Consider the following 17,542-nt stretch of genomic DNA (forward strand, 5'->3'; position numbering starts at 1 on the left):
CCCGTGCTGGTTCTGGTCTGCTCGGTCGTGTCCCGGGGAGGGCGGTCACCACGTGGTGGGGTACTCCACCGGCGGGACCGTGGACGGCTCAACCCGGTTGGTCTTGAGCACCTGGGTCATGACCTGCTGGAACACGGGGGCCGTCGCCTGGGACGTGTTCATCTTAACCGGATCGGCGATGGTGACCGTCACGACGTACTCCGGGTCCTCCGCGGGCGCGAGGCCGGCCAGCGAGACGGTGTAGCTCGACGAGTAGCCGCCGTTGCCGTCCGGCTGCTGCGCGGTGCCCGTCTTGGTGGCGATGTTGTAGCCGTCGACGTGGATGTCGTTCGCGAGCCAGCCCTGGTTGTAGTGGGTCTGCAGCATGTCGACGACGTCCTTGGCCGCACCGGCGGAGACGACCTGGGTGCCGGTCGTGTCGGGCACGTCGATCACCGAGCCGTCGGGCGTGGTGCAGCCCTCGACCAGCTGCGCGGGCAGGCGGACGCCGCCGTTGCCGAGGGTCTGGTAGATGCCCGCGACCTGGACCGCGGTCGCCGAGACGCCCTGGCCGAACATGGTCGTGTAGTTCGTCTGGCCGTCCCAGTCGGCGGCGTCGGCGAGGAGACCGCCGGACTCGCCGGGGAAGTCGACGGCCGTCGAGGCGCCGAGGCCGAACTTCTTCAGGTAGTCGTAGCGCTGCGAGGCGGAGAGCTTGGAGCCCATCATCGCGATGCCGACGTTCGAGGAGTCCTTGAGGATGCCGGTCAGCGTGTAGTTCGTCGGCGTGTGCGCGAAGTCGTCGCTGAACGAGGCGCCGTCCTTCTCGAACGTGTCGGGGACGACGACCTGGCTGGTCGGGCTCGCGAGGCCCTGATCGATCAGCATCGCCGCGGTCATCGGCTTGAAGGTCGACCCGGGCTCGAACGGGCTCTGGAAGGCCCGCGAGCCGCGGTCGTCCGGCGCGCTGGCCGACACGTTGTTGGGGTCGACCGTCGGAGTCTCGGCGACGGTCAGGAGCTTGCCGGTCTTGACCTCCTGCACCACGACGATCCCGTAGCTGCCGCCCACCTCGGCCACGCGCTGAGCGAGCACCTGCTGCGAGTAGTACTGCAGATCGGCGTCGATGGTGAGCTCGAGCGTCCCGCCGTCGACCGCGGGGGTCTCGGCCACGGTGCTGCCGGGGATGCGGACGAAGTCGGCGCTGCGCTCGTAGCTCTCGGAGCCGTTGGCCCCGGCGAGGCAGGCGTTCTCGGCGTACTCCATGCCCTCCTGGGCGGCGCCGTCGCCGCCCACGTAGCCGACGAGGTTGCCCGCGACCGCGCCGTTCGGGTAGGTCCGGCCCTGCTGCGTCTCGAAGTAGGTCCACGGGATGTCGAGCGCGACGAGCTTCTGGTACGCCTCGAGGTCGAGCCCTTCGGAGAGGACCAGGTAGTTGGCCTTCGGGTCCTTCGCGACCGCGTCGCTCACCGCGGTTACGATCTGCGGGACGGTCTGCCCGGTGATCGCGCCGATCTCGGAGGCGGCCTGCTCGACGCTGACCACGACCTCCTGGCCGTCGGGCATCTCGCGGAGGAACTCCGCGACGTTCTTCGGCGAGGTCGTCAGCCGGTACCGCGTGGTGGCGTCGGCGAGCACCGTGCCGGAGCGGTCGACGATCGACCCGCGGGTGCCGTAGGTGATGACGCTGTTCGACTGGTTCTGCGCCGCCTCGTCGGTCAGCTCGTTGGCCCGGACGACCTGGATGTCGACCAGCTTGCCGATGAAGAGTCCGACGACGGCGGCGATGACGAGGAAGGTGACGGCGGTGCGTCGCCTGCTCGAACGGTGATGTCTCACGGCGCTAGGGGCCCTTCGGTGCGTGGTCGGAGCGGCTCAGTGCGTGCTCGAGTGGATCAGTGCGTGATCGGGGCGGGCAGCTCGCCCTGCAGCGGTGCGACGGCGGTCGCGGAGCCCGCGGCGGCAGCGGCCGCCGGCGGTGCGATCAGCGCGTTCGGCACCGCGGAGGCGGCCGCGGTGGTGCCGACCTCGCTCGCGGCGGCGGTGGCCGGGTCGCCCAGCACCGCGCCGTCGGAGAGGCGGAGGTAGACGGGAGCGGTGTTCGCCACCATGCCGAGACCCTGCGCGGCGGTGGCGAGGTTCTGCGGCGAGCTGAGCGTGTCGACCGCGTCCTGCTTCTCCGCGTTGCCCCGGGTCAACGTCTTCTGCTCGCCCTGCAGCGTCGCGATCTGGTACGCGCCCTCGGAGAGGCCGACGCTGACCAGCAGCTGGATCACGATGATCGCGAAGAGGCCGGCGACGGCGACGATCCCGTAGACGAGCTTCGGCCGGGCCTGGCGCTCGGGAGCGGGGACGGCCTCGATCCGGGGTCGCCGAGCCGGCTCGGCGGGCTGCGCCGGTCGTGCGGTGCTGCGGTCGATGACGGGGTCGATGACGGCGGTCGCGCTCATGCGGTGCTCCTGATCCTCTCGGCCGCGCGCAGACGCACGGGTGTCGCTCGGGGGTTGACGGCCTTCTCGTCGTCCGAGGCGAGCTCGGCGCCGCGGATGACGAGTCGGAACTCTGGTCGGTGCTCGGGCAGCTCCATCGGCAGGCCGACGGGCGCCGTGGACGAGGAGGCGGCCTGCAGGGCGCGCTTGACGATGCGGTCCTCGAGCGACTGGTACGCCTCGACGACGATGCGCCCGCCGACGGCGATCCGGCCGAGCGCGGCGGGGATCGCCCGCTCGAGCACGGAGAGCTCCTGGTTGACCTCGATGCGCAGCGCCTGGAAGACGCGCTTGGCCGGGTGGCCGTTGCGCTGGATCGCGACCGGGGTCGCCGCCTGGATGATCTCGACGAGCCGGCCGGAGCGCACGATCGGCGCCGACGCGCGCGCCTCGACGATCTTCTTCGCGTAGCGGGCCGCGAGCCGCTCCTCGCCGTACTCGTGGAAGATCCGCCGGAGCGCGATCTCGTCGTAGTCGGCCAGGATGCTCGCCGCGGTGAGCGGCGCCGTCGCGTCCATCCGCATGTCCAGCGGGGCGTCTTTGGAGTAGGAGAAGCCGCGCTCGGTCTCGTCGAGCTGCAGCGAGGACACGCCGAGGTCGAAGAGGGCCCCGTCGATCGTGTCGATGCCGAGCTCGTCGAGGACGTCGGGCAGCTCGTCGTAGACGGCGTGCACCAGGTCGACCCGGGCGGAGTGCGCGGCGAGCCGGGCGCCGGCGAGCTGGAGCGCCTCCTGGTCGCGGTCCAGACCGACGAGGTGCAGGCGCGGGAAGCGCTCGAGCAGCGCGAGCGAGTGCCCGCCCATGCCGAGCGTCGCGTCGACCAGCACGGCGCCGTCGCGCTCCAGCGCCGGAGCCAGCAGCTCGACGCAGCGCTCGAGCAGCACGGGGAGGTGCCGCTCCTCGGTCGGGCGCGCGTCGGCGCGGGTCGTGTCGTCGGGGCGCACGTCGGCGCGGTGCGCAGGGGTGCTCTCGGTGTTCTCTGCCATGGCGGTCCCGCCGTCCCGTTCCTGCCGTCCGATCCCCATCCAGCTCACGACCGGACACCGGGGAAGGTGCGTCCGGGCGCCGAGTGGCTGGGAGTCGCGCGGCAGGAGCTAGAACAGGCCGGGGATCACCTCCTCCTCGGTGTCGGAGAACACGGACTCCTGCTCGGTCAGGTAGCTGTCCCAGGCGTCCTGGGCCCAGATCTCGGCGCGATTGCCCGCACCGATGACGGTGAGGTCGCGGTCGAGACCGGCGTAGGCCCGCAGCGGCGCCGGGAGGGTGATGCGGTTCTGCTTGTCCGGCGTCTCGGCGCTGGCGCCGGAGAGGAACACGCGCAGGAAGTCGCGGGCCTGCTTGCTCGTGACGGGCGCCTGGCGGATCTTCTCGTGCATCGCCTCGAACTCGCGCTGGCTGAAGACGTAGAGGCACCGCTCCTGGCCGCGCGTGACGACGACTCCGGAGGAGAGCTCGTCGCGGAACTTGGCGGGAAGGATGACGCGGCCCTTCTCGTCGAGCTTGGGGGAATGAGTGCCGAGGAACAACGGACTGCCCCCACTTCTCTCCGGCCAAGGTTGGTGTGGGCCCCACAGTACTCCACTTCCCCCCACCCACAACCCTCCCGACCGTCCCGGCGCGCCGCGATCGGGCCGTCGATCCGCGCCGTTGCAGGGATCGGCCGCGGTGGAGCGCAGTGGAGGGCAATCGCACTCCCGGGGAGCGTCCGGGCACGAAAAAAGGGCCGATCCGTGAGGATCGACCCTGGGGTGGTGCGGGGTGGAGGACCCGCGCCGTGGAGCTCTAGGAGCGGCCGTCGCCGCGGTTGTCCCACCGGTCGTTCAGACGGTCCATGAAGTTGGACCCCTGGCCGCCGCTCGCCGAGCGCGGCTTCGAGGGCCGGCCCGCCTCGGGGATGCCGGACGTGGTGGAGCCGCCGGGTGCCGGACGCATCGCGACGACCACGCCCGCGAGCATCAGCGCGAAGCCTCCGACGCCCACGAGGGGCTGTCGGACGATGACGCCGGTGACGAGCACGCCGAGGCCGACGATGGCGAGGAGGATGCCGAGCACGAGGGCCCGGTAGTTGGTGCCGCCCCGGCCCTTGCTGACCGCCGCGACGAAGTCGGCGTCGTTCTGATAGAGATTGCGCTCCATCTCGTCGAGGAGCCGTTGCTCGTGTTCCGAAAGCGGCATCGGGACCCCTTCAGGGAGTGGCGTCGACCCGGCGGGGACGGCACCGAGGTGGGCGGGCGGTCTGCTCGACCGGGCTGGTGGCGCTTCAGTGTAGACCGAGGCCCGCCGAGGCGCCAGGCGCCATCGGTGCATAGGCTGGTCGGGTGAACCACAGCACTCGTCTGGTCGATCGCGTCCAGTTCCGAATCGATGAATTCCTCACCGGGCGCACGCCAATTCTGCGCTCCATCGGAGAGGACGTCTCCGCCCTCGGCGACCTTTCGCGGGACTTTCTCAGCGGGGGCAAGCGCTTCCGGGCGCGCTTCTGCGAGGCGGGCTGGACGGCGGTCTCCGCGGTGCCGAGCGACGTCCACCGGAGCGCGTCCGATCCGATCGCGCGCGTCGGCGCGAGCCTCGAGCTCTTCCACGCCGCGGCGCTCGTCCACGACGACGTGATCGACAACTCCGACACCCGCCGGGGGGCGCCGGCGGCGCACCGCCGGTTCTCCGCGCTGCACGAGGACGGCGGCTGGTCGGGCTCGGCGGACGAGTTCGGCCGCTCCTCCGCGATCCTGCTCGGCGACCTGCTGCTGGTCTGGTCGGACGAGATCTTCGCGGACGCCGAGTGGGCGCTCGAGGACCGCACCGCGGCGGCGCGGGCCCGCGCAGAGTTCAACCTGATGCGCACGGAGGTGACGCTGGGCCAGTACCTCGACATCCTCGAGGAGAGCGCGTGGGTCCGCCACCCTGAGCACGAGCACCTCGAGCGCTCGGAGCGCGTGGTGGTCTTCAAGAGCGCCAAGTACAGCATCGAGGCGCCGCTCGCCATCGGCGGCTCGCTCGGCGGCGGCGACGACGCCCAGATCGACGCGCTGCGCGGATTCGGCCTGCCGCTCGGCATCGCCTTCCAGCTGCGCGACGACGTCCTCGGCGTGTTCGGCGACCCGGTCGTGACGGGCAAGCCGGCGGGCGACGACCTCCGCGAGGGCAAGCGGACCGTGCTGCTCGGCCTCGCCCGCGCCGCGGCGTCGTCGAGCGAGCGCGACGAGCTCGACGCCGTCGTCGGCCGCACCGACGCGAGGGCCGACGACATCGCCCGGGCTCAGGAGATCGTCGCCGGCTCCGGAGCGCTCGACCGGCTCGAGGAGCGCATCGCCCGCGAGGTGGCGGCGGCCCTGGCCGTGCTGCCCGACGCCCCGCTGCGCGAGGAGGGCCTGGCGGAGCTGCGCGAGCTCGCCGACCGCGTCACCGCGCGCACGGCGTAGGACCTGAGGTCGCGGGCGGCTCAGCCCTGTCCGGTCAGGCCAGCGCCTGGGCGACGCGGCGCACCTCGGCCTTGCGGCCGGCGAGCAGCGCCTGCACGGGGCTGGTGCCGAGGCTGTCCTCGTCCGCGAGCAGCCAGTCGATCGCCTCGTCGTCCGAGAAGCCCTGGTCCGAGAGCAGGATCGCCGTGCCGCGGATCTCGCTCAGCGGCTCGCCGTCGCGGAGGAAGACGGAGGGGACTACGAGCCTGCCGTCGCGGCGCGTGCCGAGCAGGTGGCGCTCCTCGAGGAGGCGGCGCACCCGGCTGACGCCGAGACCGGTGACCTCGACCAGGTCGGGAACGGTCAGCCACTCGATCTCGGGAGTGGACGGGGAGGCGGAGGCAGCGGACGAGTCGGTCACCCGTCAAGAGTGCCACGAGCCGCCTCCGCGTTGCACGCCGGTTGTCCGGAGGGTCTTGCCTAGACTCGTCGCGTGACCACCAGCCAGCTCGACCCTCTCCTCGGCCGTCTCGTCGACGGCCGGTACGAGGTGCGCTCCCGCATCGCGCGGGGCGGCATGGCCACCGTCTACCTGGCGCACGACCAGCGCCTCGAGCGCCGGGTCGCCATCAAGGTCATGCACGGGCACCTCTCCGACGACGCGACGTTCAAGAACCGCTTCGTCCAGGAGGCGCGCTCCGCCGCGCGCCTGGCCCACCCGAACGTGGTCAGCGTCTTCGACCAGGGCCAGGACTCCGACATGGCCTACCTGGTGATGGAGTACCTCCCCGGCATCACCCTGCGCGACCTGCTCAAGGAGCGCGGACGGCTCACGGCCCAGCAGGTCGTCGACATCATGCACTCGGTGCTGTCCGGGCTCGCGGCCGCGCACCGGGCGGGGATCCTGCACCGCGACCTCAAGCCGGAGAACGTGCTGCTGGCCGACGACGGCCGGATCAAGATCGGCGACTTCGGCCTCGCTCGGGCCGCGAGCGCGAACACCGCGTCCGGTCAGGCGCTCCTCGGCACGATCGCCTACCTCTCCCCCGAGCTGGTGACCCGCGGCACCGCCGACACCCGCAGCGACATCTACGCCATCGGCATCATGATCTACGAGATGCTCACCGGCGAGCAGCCCTTCACGGGCGAGCAGCCGATGCAGATCGCCTACCAGCACGCCAACGACTCGGTCCCCTACCCCAGCGCGAAGGTGCCCTCGGTGCCGACCTCGCTCGACGAGCTCGTGCTCTGGGCGACCGAGCGGGACCCGGACATGCGCCCGCGCGACGCCGGCGTGATGCTGGCGCAGCTGCTCGAGGCCGAGCGCCTGATGGGCATCACGCCGACCGACCGCCGCGGCGCGGACACCCAGGCCGTCACCCCCCTTCCGGTGGCGGAGCCCGCCACCGCGCTGCTGTTCGACGAGGCCGTCACGGGGCACACCTCGGTGATCGAGGGACCGCCCGCGGAGCTCGAGCAGCGCGACGACGACGACGCGGTCGCCCGCCTCGCGACGAAGCGCCGCACGCGCCGCCGACGCGGCGTGCTGCTGACGGTGATCGTCCTGCTGCTCGCCCTCATCGGCGGCGGGACCGCCTGGTGGTACGGCGAGGGCCCCGGCGCGATCGTGAACGTGCCGGACGTGGTGAGCCGCTCGCAGGACGAGGCGACGGCCGCGCTGGTCAGCCAGGGCTTCGAGGTCTCGCCGCAGCAGGCGAACGACCTGACCGTCCCCGCCGGCACGGTGCTCAGCACCGATCCGCCCGGCGGCCAGGGACTGCACAAGGGCGACGTCGTCACCCTCGTCGTCTCGAGCGGCCCGCGGCAGCTGCCGGTGCCCGCGCTCGCCGGCGTCTCCGAGGAGGAGGCTAGGGCCGCGATCCAGGCGGCGCCGTTCACAGTCGGCGACGTCACCCGGATCTTCGACGCCGACGTCCCCGCCGGCGTCGTCGTCTCGGCGTCGCTGCCCGACGGCGGCGAGCTGCCCGCGACGATGTCCGAGACCAGCACGATCGCCATGGTCGTCAGCCTGGGCGCGATCCCGAACGTCGTCGGCCTCACGGTCGACGAGGCGACGGCGGCCGCGAAGGACGCCGGGCTCGCCCTCGACCGCGAGCGAGAGGACTGGAGCGACACGGTCGCGGCCGGAGTGGTCCTCACGCAGATCAATCCCGAGGCGCCGGCGACCACCGGCGACACCGTCTCCGTCGTCGTCTCGAAGGGCCCGCAGCCGGTCGCCGTCCCCAACGTCGTCGGGATGACCCGCGACCAGGCGAAGGCCGCGCTCAGCGCCGTCGACCTGAAGTGGAGCTACGGCCTGACCACCCCGCTGATCGACCAGGTGCCGGACGAGGTGACGAAGGTGACCAACCAGTCCGACAAGGAGGGCGCCCTCGTGCAGCGCGGCACGACGGTGCAGCTCTCGATCACGATCTCCATCTGACCGCGGAGCACTGCGGCCGAGCGCCGTCGGCACGCTGGTCGAGCAGCCCCGCAGGGGCGTATCGAGACCCGCCCGTCGGACGACGGTGGATCTCGATACGCCCGCTCCGCGGACTCCTCGATCAGCATGCAGGTGCCCGCTCCGCGGGCTCCTCGATCAGCACGCAGGTGCCCGCTCAGCGGGCTCCTCGATCAGCAGGGAGCGTCCGCCGGCGAGCAGCGCGCGGCTCAGCGCTGGCGCAGCTCCTCGGCCACCAGGAAGGCCAGCTCGAGCGACTGCATGTGGTTGAGGCGCGGGTCGCAGACCGACTCGTAGCGGGTGGCGAGGGTCGCCTCGTCGATGTGCTCCGAGCCGCCGAGGCACTCGGTGACGTCGTCGCCGGTGAGCTCGACGTGGATGCCGCCCGGGTGCGTCCCTGCGGCGCGGTGCGCCTCGAAGAAGCCCTTGACCTCGTCGACCACGTCGTCGAAGCGACGGGTCTTGTAGCCGGTGGGCGTCGTCAGGCCGTTGCCGTGCATCGGGTCGGTCACCCAGAGCGGCAGCGCATCGCTCGCCTTGACCGCCTCGAGCAGCGGCGGGAGGGCGTCGCGGATCTTCCCGGCGCCCATCCGCGTGATGAAGGTGAGGCGCCCGGGCTCGCGGTCCGGGTCGAGCTTGTCGATCAGCTCGAGCATCGTCTCGGGGGTCGTCGACGGGCCGAGCTTGACGCCGATCGGATTGCGGACGCGCGAGAGGAAGTCGACGTGCGCGCCGTCGAGTTCGCGGGTGCGCTCGCCGATCCAGATGAAGTGGCTGGAGGTGTTGTACGGCGTGCCGGTGCGCGAGTCGATCCGCGTCATCGGGCGCTCGTAGTCCATCAGCAGGCCCTCGTGGCCGGTGTAGAACTCGGTGCGCTTCATGCCCTCGAAGTCGGCGCCGCAGGCCACCATGAACTTCACCGCGCGGTCGATCTCGCGGGCGAGCTGCTCGTAGCGCTGGTTCTGCGGGTTCTCGGTGAAGCCCTTGTTCCAGTAGTGCACGAGGCGGAGGTCGGCGAAGCCGCCCTGGGTGAAGGCGCGGATGAGGTTCAGCGTCGAGGCGGCCGTGTGGTAGCCCTGGACGATCCGGCGCGGGTCGGCGGTGCGCGACTCCGGAGTGAAGTCGTAGCCGTTGACGATGTCGCCGCGGTAGGCGGGCAGCGTCACGTCGCCGCGGGTCTCGAGGTCGCTCGAGCGGGGCTTCGCGAACTGGCCGGCCATGCGGCCCATCTTGATGACGGGCATGCTCGCGCCGTAGGTCAGGACGACGGCCATCTGCAGCACGGTCTTCACCCGGTTGCGGATCTGGTCGGCGGTCGCGCCGGCGAAGGTCTCGGCGCAGTCGCCGCCCTGGAGTAGGAAGGCCTCGCCGCGGGCCGCGGCACCGAGGCGCTCGCGCAGCTGGTCGACCTCGCCCGCGAAGACGAGCGGGGGCAGCGCCGCGACCTCGGCGGACGCGGCGGCGACCGCGGCGGCGTCGGGCCAGTTCGGCTGCTGCTTGATCTCGAGCTCGCGCCAATAGTCCAGGCCGGCGACCACGGAGGGGGCGGCGAGGACGTACGGTTCGTTCGGATCGATGACCACGAGGGTTCCTGGTTCTGACGGGCGCGCGGCGCGCGCAGTGATCGCCGCCCGGTCGGACGGCGACGGTTGACGAGCTTATCGGCTCGGCGGGGCCTTCTCCGGAGGTGCGCCCAGCCGGGAAGCCCGGTGGAGCAGGCTCAGCGCAGCAGGGCCGCGCGCTTCTCCTTGACCGAGGTCGCGTAGACGTCGAGATACTCCTGGCCGCTGAGCGCCAGCAGCTCGTACATGATCTCGTCGGTGATCGAGCGGAGGATGAAGCGGTCGCCCTCCATGCCCTCGAAGCGGCTGAAGTCGAGCGGCTCGCCGAAGACGATGCCGATGCGGCCGAGCTTCGGCAGCCGGCTGCCGATCGGCATGATGCGGGCGGTGTCGATCATCGCCACCGGGATGACGGGCACCCGCGCCTCGAGGACCATCCGCGCGACGCCGGTGCGGCCGCGGTACATCCGCCCGTCGGGGCTGCGGGTGCCCTCGGGATAGATGCCGAGGGCCTCGCCGCCGGCCAGGACGCGGAGCCCGGTGTTGAGCGAGGCCTCCGAGGCCTTGCCGCCCGAGCGGTCGATCGGGAGCATGCCGGTGGCCGTGAAGAAGAGCTTCGTCGCCCAGCCCTTGAGGCCCTTGCCGGTGAAGTAGTCGCTCTTGGCGAGGAAGACCATGTTGCGCTCGATCACCAGCGGGAGGAACACCGAGTCGATGAAGGAGAGGTGGTTGCTCGCGAGGATGACGCCACCGGTCGCCGGGACGCGGTCGGCGCCGACCACCCAGGGCCGGAAGATCGTCTTGAGCAGGGGCCCCGCGACGATGTGCTTCATGAACCAGTAGAACAAGGGGCGCTCCTCAGCGGTCCGCGACCGGGGTCACAGCGAGCTCGCGTGCAGGCGGGCGAGGTCGGCGGCGCCGACGACCCCCGCGTCGTTGACGAGCTCCGCGATGCGGAACTCGGGCTCGGGGTGGTACCCCCGGGCGGGCAGGTTGTCGAGGTAGGCCTGGCGGATCGGATCGAGCAGCAGGTCGCCGGCCTGCGCCACTCCCCCGCCGATCACGAACATCTGCGGGTCGAGCACCGCGCTGAGACTCGCCGCGGCCTCGCCGAGCCAGTGGCCGAGCTGTCGCAGGGCCGCGAGGGCGCCCAGGTCGCCGGCGCTGATCAGCTCGGCGATGACGCCGCCGTCGAGCTCGCCGCCGTTCTTCGCGCGCGCATCGGCGATGCCCTGACCGATCCCGCCGGCGTCGGCCAGCTCGGCGGCGAAGCGCTGCAGCGCCCGGCCGGAGCCGTACTGCTCGATGCAGCCGCGGGCTCCGCAGCCGCAGGGCAGCCCGCCGGGAACGACCCGCATGTGGCCGATCTCCGCCGCCGCGCCGAAGCCGCCGCGCAGGAGCCGGTCGTTGATGACGATCGCGCCGCCGACGCCGGTGCCGATGGTGAGCATCAGCATGTCGCTGACGAGGCGTCCGGCGCCGTAGCGGAACTCGGCCCAGCCGGCCGCGTTGGCGTCGTTCTCGATGATGATCGGGAGGTCGATGCGCGCCGAGAGCTTCTCGCGGAAGGGCTCGTTGCGCCAGTTGATGTTGGGGGCGTAGTAGACGATCGACTGCGAGGCGTCGATGAAGCCGGCCGCGGCGACTCCCACGGCCGAGACGTCGCCGGCGGGGAGGCCCTCGCGCAGGCGCGCCACCATCTCGACGACGACGTCGACGATGAGCTCCGGGTGCCCGGCGGGCGTCGGCTGGCGGTCCTCGCGGACGATGCCGCCGAACTCGTCGACGAGCGCTCCCGCGATCTTCGTGCCGCCGATGTCGATACCGATCGCGTGCACGCGAACCGCCTTCCCCTCGCCTCCGGCGCCGCTGCGCCGCGGGTCCGCCCTGGAGCGGCGGCCACAACGAGTGTAGTGACCCGCCGAGAACCGACGTGCGGATCGTTATCCTGAGTGGATGCACAGTCGCGGAGCGCCGGTAGGCTGGACCCGACAATCATTCAGGTACCGAAGGAGTTGCCGTGGAGCAGTTCGATTCCCCCCTCGTGGTCGCGCCGGATCCGCAGGCCAACACGACGGCGCTGCTGCTCGACCGGGTGCGGGAGACCCCTGACCGAGCGCTCTTCGCCCTTCCCGAGGGCGGCGGCTGGCGCGACGTCACCGCCCGCGAGTTCCTCGACCAGGTGACCGCGCTCGCGAAGGGCCTCGTCGCGGCCGGCATCGAGCCCGGCGACAAGGTCGGACTGATCTGCAAGACCCGCTACGAGTGGACGCTGATCGACTTCGCCGTGTGGTTCGCCGGCGGCGTCCTCGTGCCGGTCTACGAGACCTCCTCCCCCGCGCAGGTGCAGTGGAACCTGTCCGACTCCGGTGCGCACGCCGTCATCGTCGAGACGGCCGAGCACTTCGCCCGCTTCGACGAGATCCGCGCGGACCTCCCCGACGTCCGGCTCGCCTGGCAGATCGGTCTGGGCGACCTCGACAAGCTCGCCGCCCGCGGGGTCGACGTGCCCGACGCCGAGATCGAGCGCCGCCGCTCGCTCGCCACCGGCGCGGACGTCGCGACGATCATCTACACCTCCGGCTCGACCGGCCGGCCCAAGGGCTGCATCATCCGGCACTCCAACTTCGTCGAGCTCAGCCGCAACTCCGCGGTCGCGCTGACCGAGCTGATCCACCAGCCGGGCGCGTCGACGCTGCTCTTCATCACGACGGCGCACGTCTTCGCGCGCTTCATCGCCATCCTCTGCGTGCACGGCGGGGTGAAGGTGGGGCACCAGGCCGACACGAAGCAGCTGCTCCCCTCGCTCGGCTCGTTCAAGCCGACGTTCCTCCTGGCCGTGCCGCGGGTGTTCGAGAAGGTCTACAACTCGGCCGAGCAGAAGGCCGAGGCGGGTGGGAAGGGGAAGATCTTCCGCCGCGCGGCCGATGTCGCCGTCGCGCACTCGATCGCGGTCGAGGCGGGCTCGGTGCCGCTCGCGCTGAAGCTGCAGTTCCTGCTGTTCGATCGGCTCGTCTACTCGAAGCTGCGCACCGCGATGGGCGGCAACGTCCGCTACGCCGTGTCGGGCTCCGCTCCGCTCGGCGACCGGCTCGGTCACTTCTTCCACAGCCTCGGCATCAAGATCCTCGAGGGCTACGGACTCACCGAGACGACGGCGCCCGCGACGGTCAACCGGACAGAGCGCTTCAAGATCGGCTCCGTCGGCCCGGCGATGCCCGGCTGCTCGATCCGGATCGCCGCCGACGGCGAGATCCAGGTGCGCGGCATCGACGTCTTCGGCGGGTACTGGAACGACGAGAAGGCGACGGCCGAGGCCTTCGACGGCGAGTGGTTCAAGACCGGCGACCTCGGCTCGCTCGACGAGGAGGGCTACCTCCGGGTCACCGGGCGGAAGAAGGAGATCATCGTCACCGCCGGCGGCAAGAACGTCGCGCCGGCCGCGCTCGAGGACCCGATCCGCGCCAACCCGCTCGTCGGCCAGGTCGTCGTCGTCGGCGACCAGCGCCCGTTCATCGCGGCACTGGTGACCCTCGACCCCGAGATGCTGCCGACCTGGCTCGCGAACAACGGGCAGGACGCGACGCTCACGCTCGAGCAGGCGGCCGTGAACCCGGCGGTCCTCGCCGAGGTGCAGCGCGCCGTCGACGCCGCGAACGCCCGCGTCTCCCGCGCCGAGTCCATCCGCAAGTTCGTCATCCTGCCCACCGAGTTCACCGAGGCGAGCGGCCACCTCACCCCGAAGATGAGCATCAAGCGGAACGTCATCCTCGACGACTTCGCGGCGACGATCAGCAGCGTCTACAGCGCCGCCCCCGCCACAGAGGGCATCAGCCTCCGCTGACGACTCCGCCCACGCCGGCTCCGCGGGCTACTCGATCAGCATGATGCGCCAGCCAGCCAGAGGGCGATGGCCGAAGACCGAGCCGTATCCGGGAAAGCGCGTCCCAGCGCTTTCCCGTCGGCGGACGCACGACGCTCTGCGGAACGCGGCCACCTCTGAGAGCCGACCGCGCCGAGCCGGGCAGGGACCGGCTCGGAATCAGCGCAGCCGTATCCGGCGAAGCGCGTTACAGCGCTTCGCCGTCGGCGGACGCACGACGCTCTGCGGAACGCGCCCACCTCAGGAGGCCGACCGCGCCGAGCCGGGCAGGGACCGGCTCGGAAACGAACTCAGAACCAGGAGCTCTCGCGGACTTCCTTCATGGCGGCCCGCCGGTCGTCCTTGGAGAGGCGGTCGAGGTAGAGGCGGCCGTCGAGGTGGTCGCATTCGTGCTGGAGGGCCTGGGCCATCAGGCCGTCGCCCTCGAGGACGACCTCGTTGCCGTCGAGGTCGGTGCCGCGGACCTTGGCGTGCGGGTAGCGGATCGCGGGGTACCAGAGGTTCGGCACGGAGAGGCAGCCCTCGTCGACGGGCTCGGGCTCGCCGCTGAGCTCGACGATCTCGGGGTTGAGGATGTAGCCGACGACCCCGTCGACGTTGTAGCTGAACGCGCGGAGGTTGACACCGATCTGCGGTGCGGCGACGCCGGCGCGGCCGGGGGTGCGCACGCTGTCGACGAGGTCCTCGACCAGTCCGCGGATCCCGTCGTCGACGGTCTCGATCGGGGCGGACACCGTCTTCAGGACGGGATCGCCGAAGATGCGGATCTGGCGTTCGGTCATGCGGTGCGCTCCCTCAGTGCCTCCTCGGCGGAGAGGAGGGCGTTCTCGACGACTTCGCTCGCCGCGGGGTGCGGCCAGTACTGGCTGCGGGCGAGTCCGCGGATCCCGACCCCCGCACTGGCGGCCTGGACGAGCGGCTGAATGAGGATACTCGCCTGCGGGCCCATCAGGTGCGCGCCGAGCAGCTCGCCGTCGAGTCCGACGACGAGGGTGCAGACGCTGGAGTCGTCCTCCATGGCCCAGCCGTAGGCGGTGGAGCCGAACTTCTGGGTGACGGCGACGACGTCGATGCCGCGCTCCCCCGCCTCCCGCTCGGTGAGGCCGAAGTGCGCGATCTGCGGGTGCGCGAAGATCGCGCCGGGCACGGGCGCGAGGGTGTTCGAGAGCATCTCCTGCGGGTGCAGCAGGTTGTGCGCGACGAGCCGCGCCTCGTGGTTGGCGACGTGCTTGAGCTGCCACTCGGAGGAGACGTCGCCGAGCGCGAAGAGCCCGGGGACGACGCGGCCGCCGGAGAGGACGCGCTGCTCGTCGTCGACGACGACGCGGCCGTCGGGGTGCAGGTCGATGCCGACGGAGGCCGCGGCGATGGTGTCGCTGTTCGGGTCGCGCCCGGTGGCGACGAGGATCGTGTCGGTCTCGACGCGGGAGCCGTCGTCGAACGTGGTGACGAGCCCGCCTGGAGTGGCCTCGACGCTCTCGGCGGAGACGCCGGTGCGGACGTCCCAGCGCTCGCGCGCCAGCGCCGTGAAGCCGCGGGCGATGCCCTCGTCGAGCGAGCGGAGCAGCCGGTCGCCGCGGACCGCGACGGTGACCGCGGTGCCGAAGGCCGAGAAGATGTGCGCGAACTCGACCGCCACCGCGCCGCCGCCGAGGACGAGCATCCGCGCGGGGAGCTCGTCGATCCGCATGATCGAGTCGGAGTCGTGGATCCGCGGGTCGGGCTCGTAGGCCGCGAGGAGGGGGCGCGGACGCGAGCCCGCGGCGACCACGACCTGCGGGGCGCTGATCCGCAGACCGCTCGCGCTCACCAGCACGTGCGGCCGGACGCCGTCGCCGAGCGACTCGAAGCCGAAGCTCTCGCGCAGCACGGTGACGTTCTCGGAGCGGTTCGCCCGGTAGTCCAGCCCGCCGGCGCTGATCGCGTCGGTCCGTCCGAAGACGCGGTCGCGCACCTCGGCCCACTCGGGCCGGGCCACCCGGCCGTGCACGCCGACCCGGTCGCCCTGGTCGACGTCGGTCACGATGTCGGCGACGTGCACGAACATCTTCGTGGGGATGCAGCCGGCGTTGAGGCAGGTGCCGCCGAACCACTCGCCGTCGTCGAGGATCGCGACGCGGGAGCCGGCCCACTCGGGGCCGACGATCGAGTTGCCGGATCCGGCGCCGAGCACGATCAGGTCGAAGGCGAGGTCGTCGGCGATGCCGTCCACGACCGCCTCAGGCACGACGGACCGGGATGCCCTCGACGACGAGCGCGGCCAGCACGCGCGCCGCCTCCTGGGTCGCGGGGCGCAGCTGCTCCCACTTCACGACCGAGCCGGCGGCGAGCACCGGGTCGTACGGGATGCGGACGATGTCGCGCACCCGCGAGCGGAAGTGCGACTCGATCTCCTCGAGCTTCACCAGGCTGGTGCCCTGCGTCGCGGTGTTCAGCGCGACCACGGCGTTCCGGACGAGATCGCCGTAGCCGTTCGCGTCGAGCCAGGTGAGGGTCTCGGAGGCGAGGCGCGCCTCGTCGACGCTGCCGCCGGAGACGATCACCACGCTGTCCGCGCGCTGCAGCGTGGCGCGCATCACCGAGTGCACGATGCCGGTGCCGCAGTCGGTGAGCATGATCGAGTAGAAGCGCTCGACGAGGTCGGCGACGACGTTGTAGTCGTCCTCGTCGAAGGCCTCGGAGAGCTGCGGGTCGGTGTCGGAGGCGAGCACGTCGAGCCGGGTCTCGTCGCGCGAGACCATCGTGGAGAACTCGGTGAAGCCGGTGACTCCGGCGGCGCGGTTGACGACGTCGCGGACGGTGGAGCGGGTCTGCTTGGGGACGCGCTCGGCGAGAGTGCCGCGGTCGGGGTTGGCGTCGACCGCGATGATGCGGTCCTCGCGCGAGTCGGCGAGGGCCATGCCCAGGAGGGTGGTCACGGTCGTCTTGCCGACGCCGCCCTTGCGGGTCATCACCGGGACGAAGCGGGTGCCGCCCTCGAACTGGCGGCCGATCCGCTCGTCCATCGCCTTCCAGGCCTGGACCTTCGCGGAGTCGCCGAGGTTGACGGTGTGGAAGGTGAGGCTGTAGACGAAGCGGTTCCAGCCGCCGGTCGGCGCCGGCCGGGTCTTGCGGTTGACCTCGAGCAGGCGGTCCGGCGTGAGCATCGAGGCGGACTCGGGCGCCGACGACGTGCCGGCGGTGCCGGACTCGGCGCGGAGGCGGTCGCGGCGGGTTACCCCGGGACTCGACTCGGCGGCGGTGGCGACGGCGTCGGGCTCGCGCTCGGGCTCGGCGGCGGGCTCGGCCGGGCGCTGCTCGCCGCGGCCACGCGGTCGCTCGCCGGAGTCCTCGGGCAGCACGGACACCTCGTCGCGCGCGGCGATGCCGGCCGAGACGGGACGGACGGCGCCGGGGGCGTCGGGGATCCCGAGACGGCCGACGTCGACCGTGGGGTCCTCGACGGGCGCCGGGGCGCTCGACCGGCGCCGCGCGGGCGCCGGAGACTCGAGCCGGATGCCGTCCGGGATGCGGGTGGGAGCGGTGTCGCTCGCGCGCGGGGCGTACTGCTCGGAGTCCCGCGCCGCGTCGAGCGCCGTCCGAGGAGTCGGGCCGGTATCGAGATCGGGCTGGTCGTCGTTGCGCTCATCCATGCGAACGAGCCTCCTTCCGCTTGCCGTCAGTGTATCGGCGGGCCCGGCGGCGCGCCCCGGGCTGCGATCCCGGCCGCGAGCCTGCTAGGCGGCGGTCGGACCCGTGTGCAGGGAACGGTTAGGTTCTCCCACCCGAGG

The 17,542-nt window shown here is 71.9% G+C and carries 15 protein-coding genes; 3 read left to right on the plus strand and 12 right to left on the minus strand.

Annotated elements, in window-relative coordinates:
• Positions 1–45: 45 nt before the first annotated feature.
• The 5 genes from GTU73_RS12710 to GTU73_RS12730 form a co-directional block, all read right to left on the minus strand.
• Positions 46–1,818 carry a penicillin-binding protein 2 gene (locus GTU73_RS12710; protein ID WP_244231628.1) on the minus strand — a complete coding sequence of 591 codons (1,773 nt, stop codon included), beginning with the start codon at positions 1,816–1,818 and terminating at the stop codon, positions 46–48.
• Positions 1,819–1,874: 56 nt separating this feature from the next.
• Positions 1,875–2,429 carry a hypothetical protein gene (locus GTU73_RS12715; protein WP_160090004.1) on the minus strand — a complete coding sequence of 185 codons (555 nt, stop codon included), beginning with the start codon at positions 2,427–2,429 and terminating at the stop codon, positions 1,875–1,877.
• Positions 2,426–3,454 (minus strand): 16S rRNA (cytosine(1402)-N(4))-methyltransferase RsmH, encoded by a 1,029-nt coding sequence (gene rsmH, locus GTU73_RS12720; protein WP_160090006.1) that lies wholly within the window; start codon positions 3,452–3,454, stop codon positions 2,426–2,428. The genes GTU73_RS12715 and rsmH overlap by 4 nt, the downstream gene beginning before the upstream one ends.
• 108 nt (positions 3,455–3,562) lie before the next feature.
• Positions 3,563–3,994, minus strand: coding sequence for a division/cell wall cluster transcriptional repressor MraZ (gene mraZ / locus GTU73_RS12725; protein ID WP_123446130.1), 432 nt, complete (start codon positions 3,992–3,994; stop codon positions 3,563–3,565).
• A 256-nt stretch (positions 3,995–4,250) separates the two neighbouring features.
• Entirely contained in the window at positions 4,251–4,643 is a 393-nt protein-coding gene (locus GTU73_RS12730; protein ID WP_160090008.1) for a DUF3040 domain-containing protein, read from the minus strand.
• A 143-nt stretch (positions 4,644–4,786) separates the two neighbouring features.
• Here GTU73_RS12730 and GTU73_RS12735 point away from each other — a divergent pair, with 143 nt between their 5' ends.
• Positions 4,787–5,887, plus strand: coding sequence for a polyprenyl synthetase family protein (locus tag GTU73_RS12735; RefSeq protein WP_160090010.1), 1,101 nt, complete (start codon positions 4,787–4,789; stop codon positions 5,885–5,887).
• Between the two features lie 34 nt (positions 5,888–5,921).
• Here the strand turns inward: GTU73_RS12735 and GTU73_RS12740 are convergent, their stop codons facing one another.
• Complete coding sequence (locus GTU73_RS12740) at positions 5,922–6,287, minus strand: Rv2175c family DNA-binding protein (protein ID WP_244231629.1); 366 nt, start codon at positions 6,285–6,287, stop codon at positions 5,922–5,924.
• Between the two features lie 72 nt (positions 6,288–6,359).
• Here GTU73_RS12740 and pknB point away from each other — a divergent pair, with 72 nt between their 5' ends.
• Positions 6,360–8,309, plus strand: a complete 1,950-nt coding sequence (pknB, locus tag GTU73_RS12745; RefSeq protein WP_160090012.1) for a Stk1 family PASTA domain-containing Ser/Thr kinase — start codon at positions 6,360–6,362, stop codon at positions 8,307–8,309.
• A 227-nt stretch (positions 8,310–8,536) separates the two neighbouring features.
• Here the strand turns inward: pknB and GTU73_RS12750 are convergent, their stop codons facing one another.
• From GTU73_RS12750 to GTU73_RS12760, 3 genes are all read right to left on the minus strand, one after another.
• Positions 8,537–9,865: a 3-deoxy-7-phosphoheptulonate synthase class II gene (locus GTU73_RS12750; protein ID WP_160091366.1), complete on the minus strand. Its 1,329-nt coding sequence runs from the start codon at positions 9,863–9,865 to the stop codon at positions 8,537–8,539.
• 182 nt (positions 9,866–10,047) lie between these two features.
• Entirely contained in the window at positions 10,048–10,737 is a 690-nt protein-coding gene (locus GTU73_RS12755) for a lysophospholipid acyltransferase family protein (protein WP_160090014.1), read from the minus strand.
• 30 nt (positions 10,738–10,767) lie between these two features.
• Positions 10,768–11,727: an ROK family glucokinase gene (locus tag GTU73_RS12760; RefSeq protein ID WP_160090025.1), complete on the minus strand. Its 960-nt coding sequence runs from the start codon at positions 11,725–11,727 to the stop codon at positions 10,768–10,770.
• Positions 11,728–11,909: 182 nt separating this feature from the next.
• On the opposite strand from GTU73_RS12760, the gene GTU73_RS12765 reads away from it, so the two are divergent.
• Positions 11,910–13,733 carry an AMP-dependent synthetase/ligase gene (locus GTU73_RS12765; RefSeq protein WP_160090027.1) on the plus strand — a complete coding sequence of 608 codons (1,824 nt, stop codon included), beginning with the start codon at positions 11,910–11,912 and terminating at the stop codon, positions 13,731–13,733.
• 329 nt (positions 13,734–14,062) lie between these two features.
• On the opposite strand, the gene def is transcribed toward GTU73_RS12765, so the two are convergent.
• Genes def through GTU73_RS12780 form a run of 3 tightly spaced genes read right to left on the minus strand, consistent with a single transcriptional unit; the run spans position 14,063 to position 17,404 of the window.
• Positions 14,063–14,554: a peptide deformylase gene (gene def, locus GTU73_RS12770; RefSeq protein WP_123446123.1), complete on the minus strand. Its 492-nt coding sequence runs from the start codon at positions 14,552–14,554 to the stop codon at positions 14,063–14,065.
• Positions 14,551–15,999 (minus strand): mycothione reductase, encoded by a 1,449-nt coding sequence (locus GTU73_RS12775; protein ID WP_244231630.1) that lies wholly within the window; start codon positions 15,997–15,999, stop codon positions 14,551–14,553. The genes def and GTU73_RS12775 overlap by 4 nt, the downstream gene beginning before the upstream one ends.
• The gene (locus GTU73_RS12780) at positions 15,992–17,404 is read right to left on the minus strand and encodes a MinD/ParA family protein (RefSeq protein ID WP_160090029.1); all 1,413 of its coding nucleotides are present in this window, start codon (positions 17,402–17,404) and stop codon (positions 15,992–15,994) included. Before GTU73_RS12780 ends, GTU73_RS12775 begins: the two co-directional genes overlap by 8 nt.
• Positions 17,405–17,542: the final 138 nt, after the last annotated feature.

Source organism: Rathayibacter sp. VKM Ac-2804, from assembly GCF_009866655.1.
Taxonomy (GTDB): domain Bacteria; phylum Actinomycetota; class Actinomycetes; order Actinomycetales; family Microbacteriaceae; genus Rathayibacter.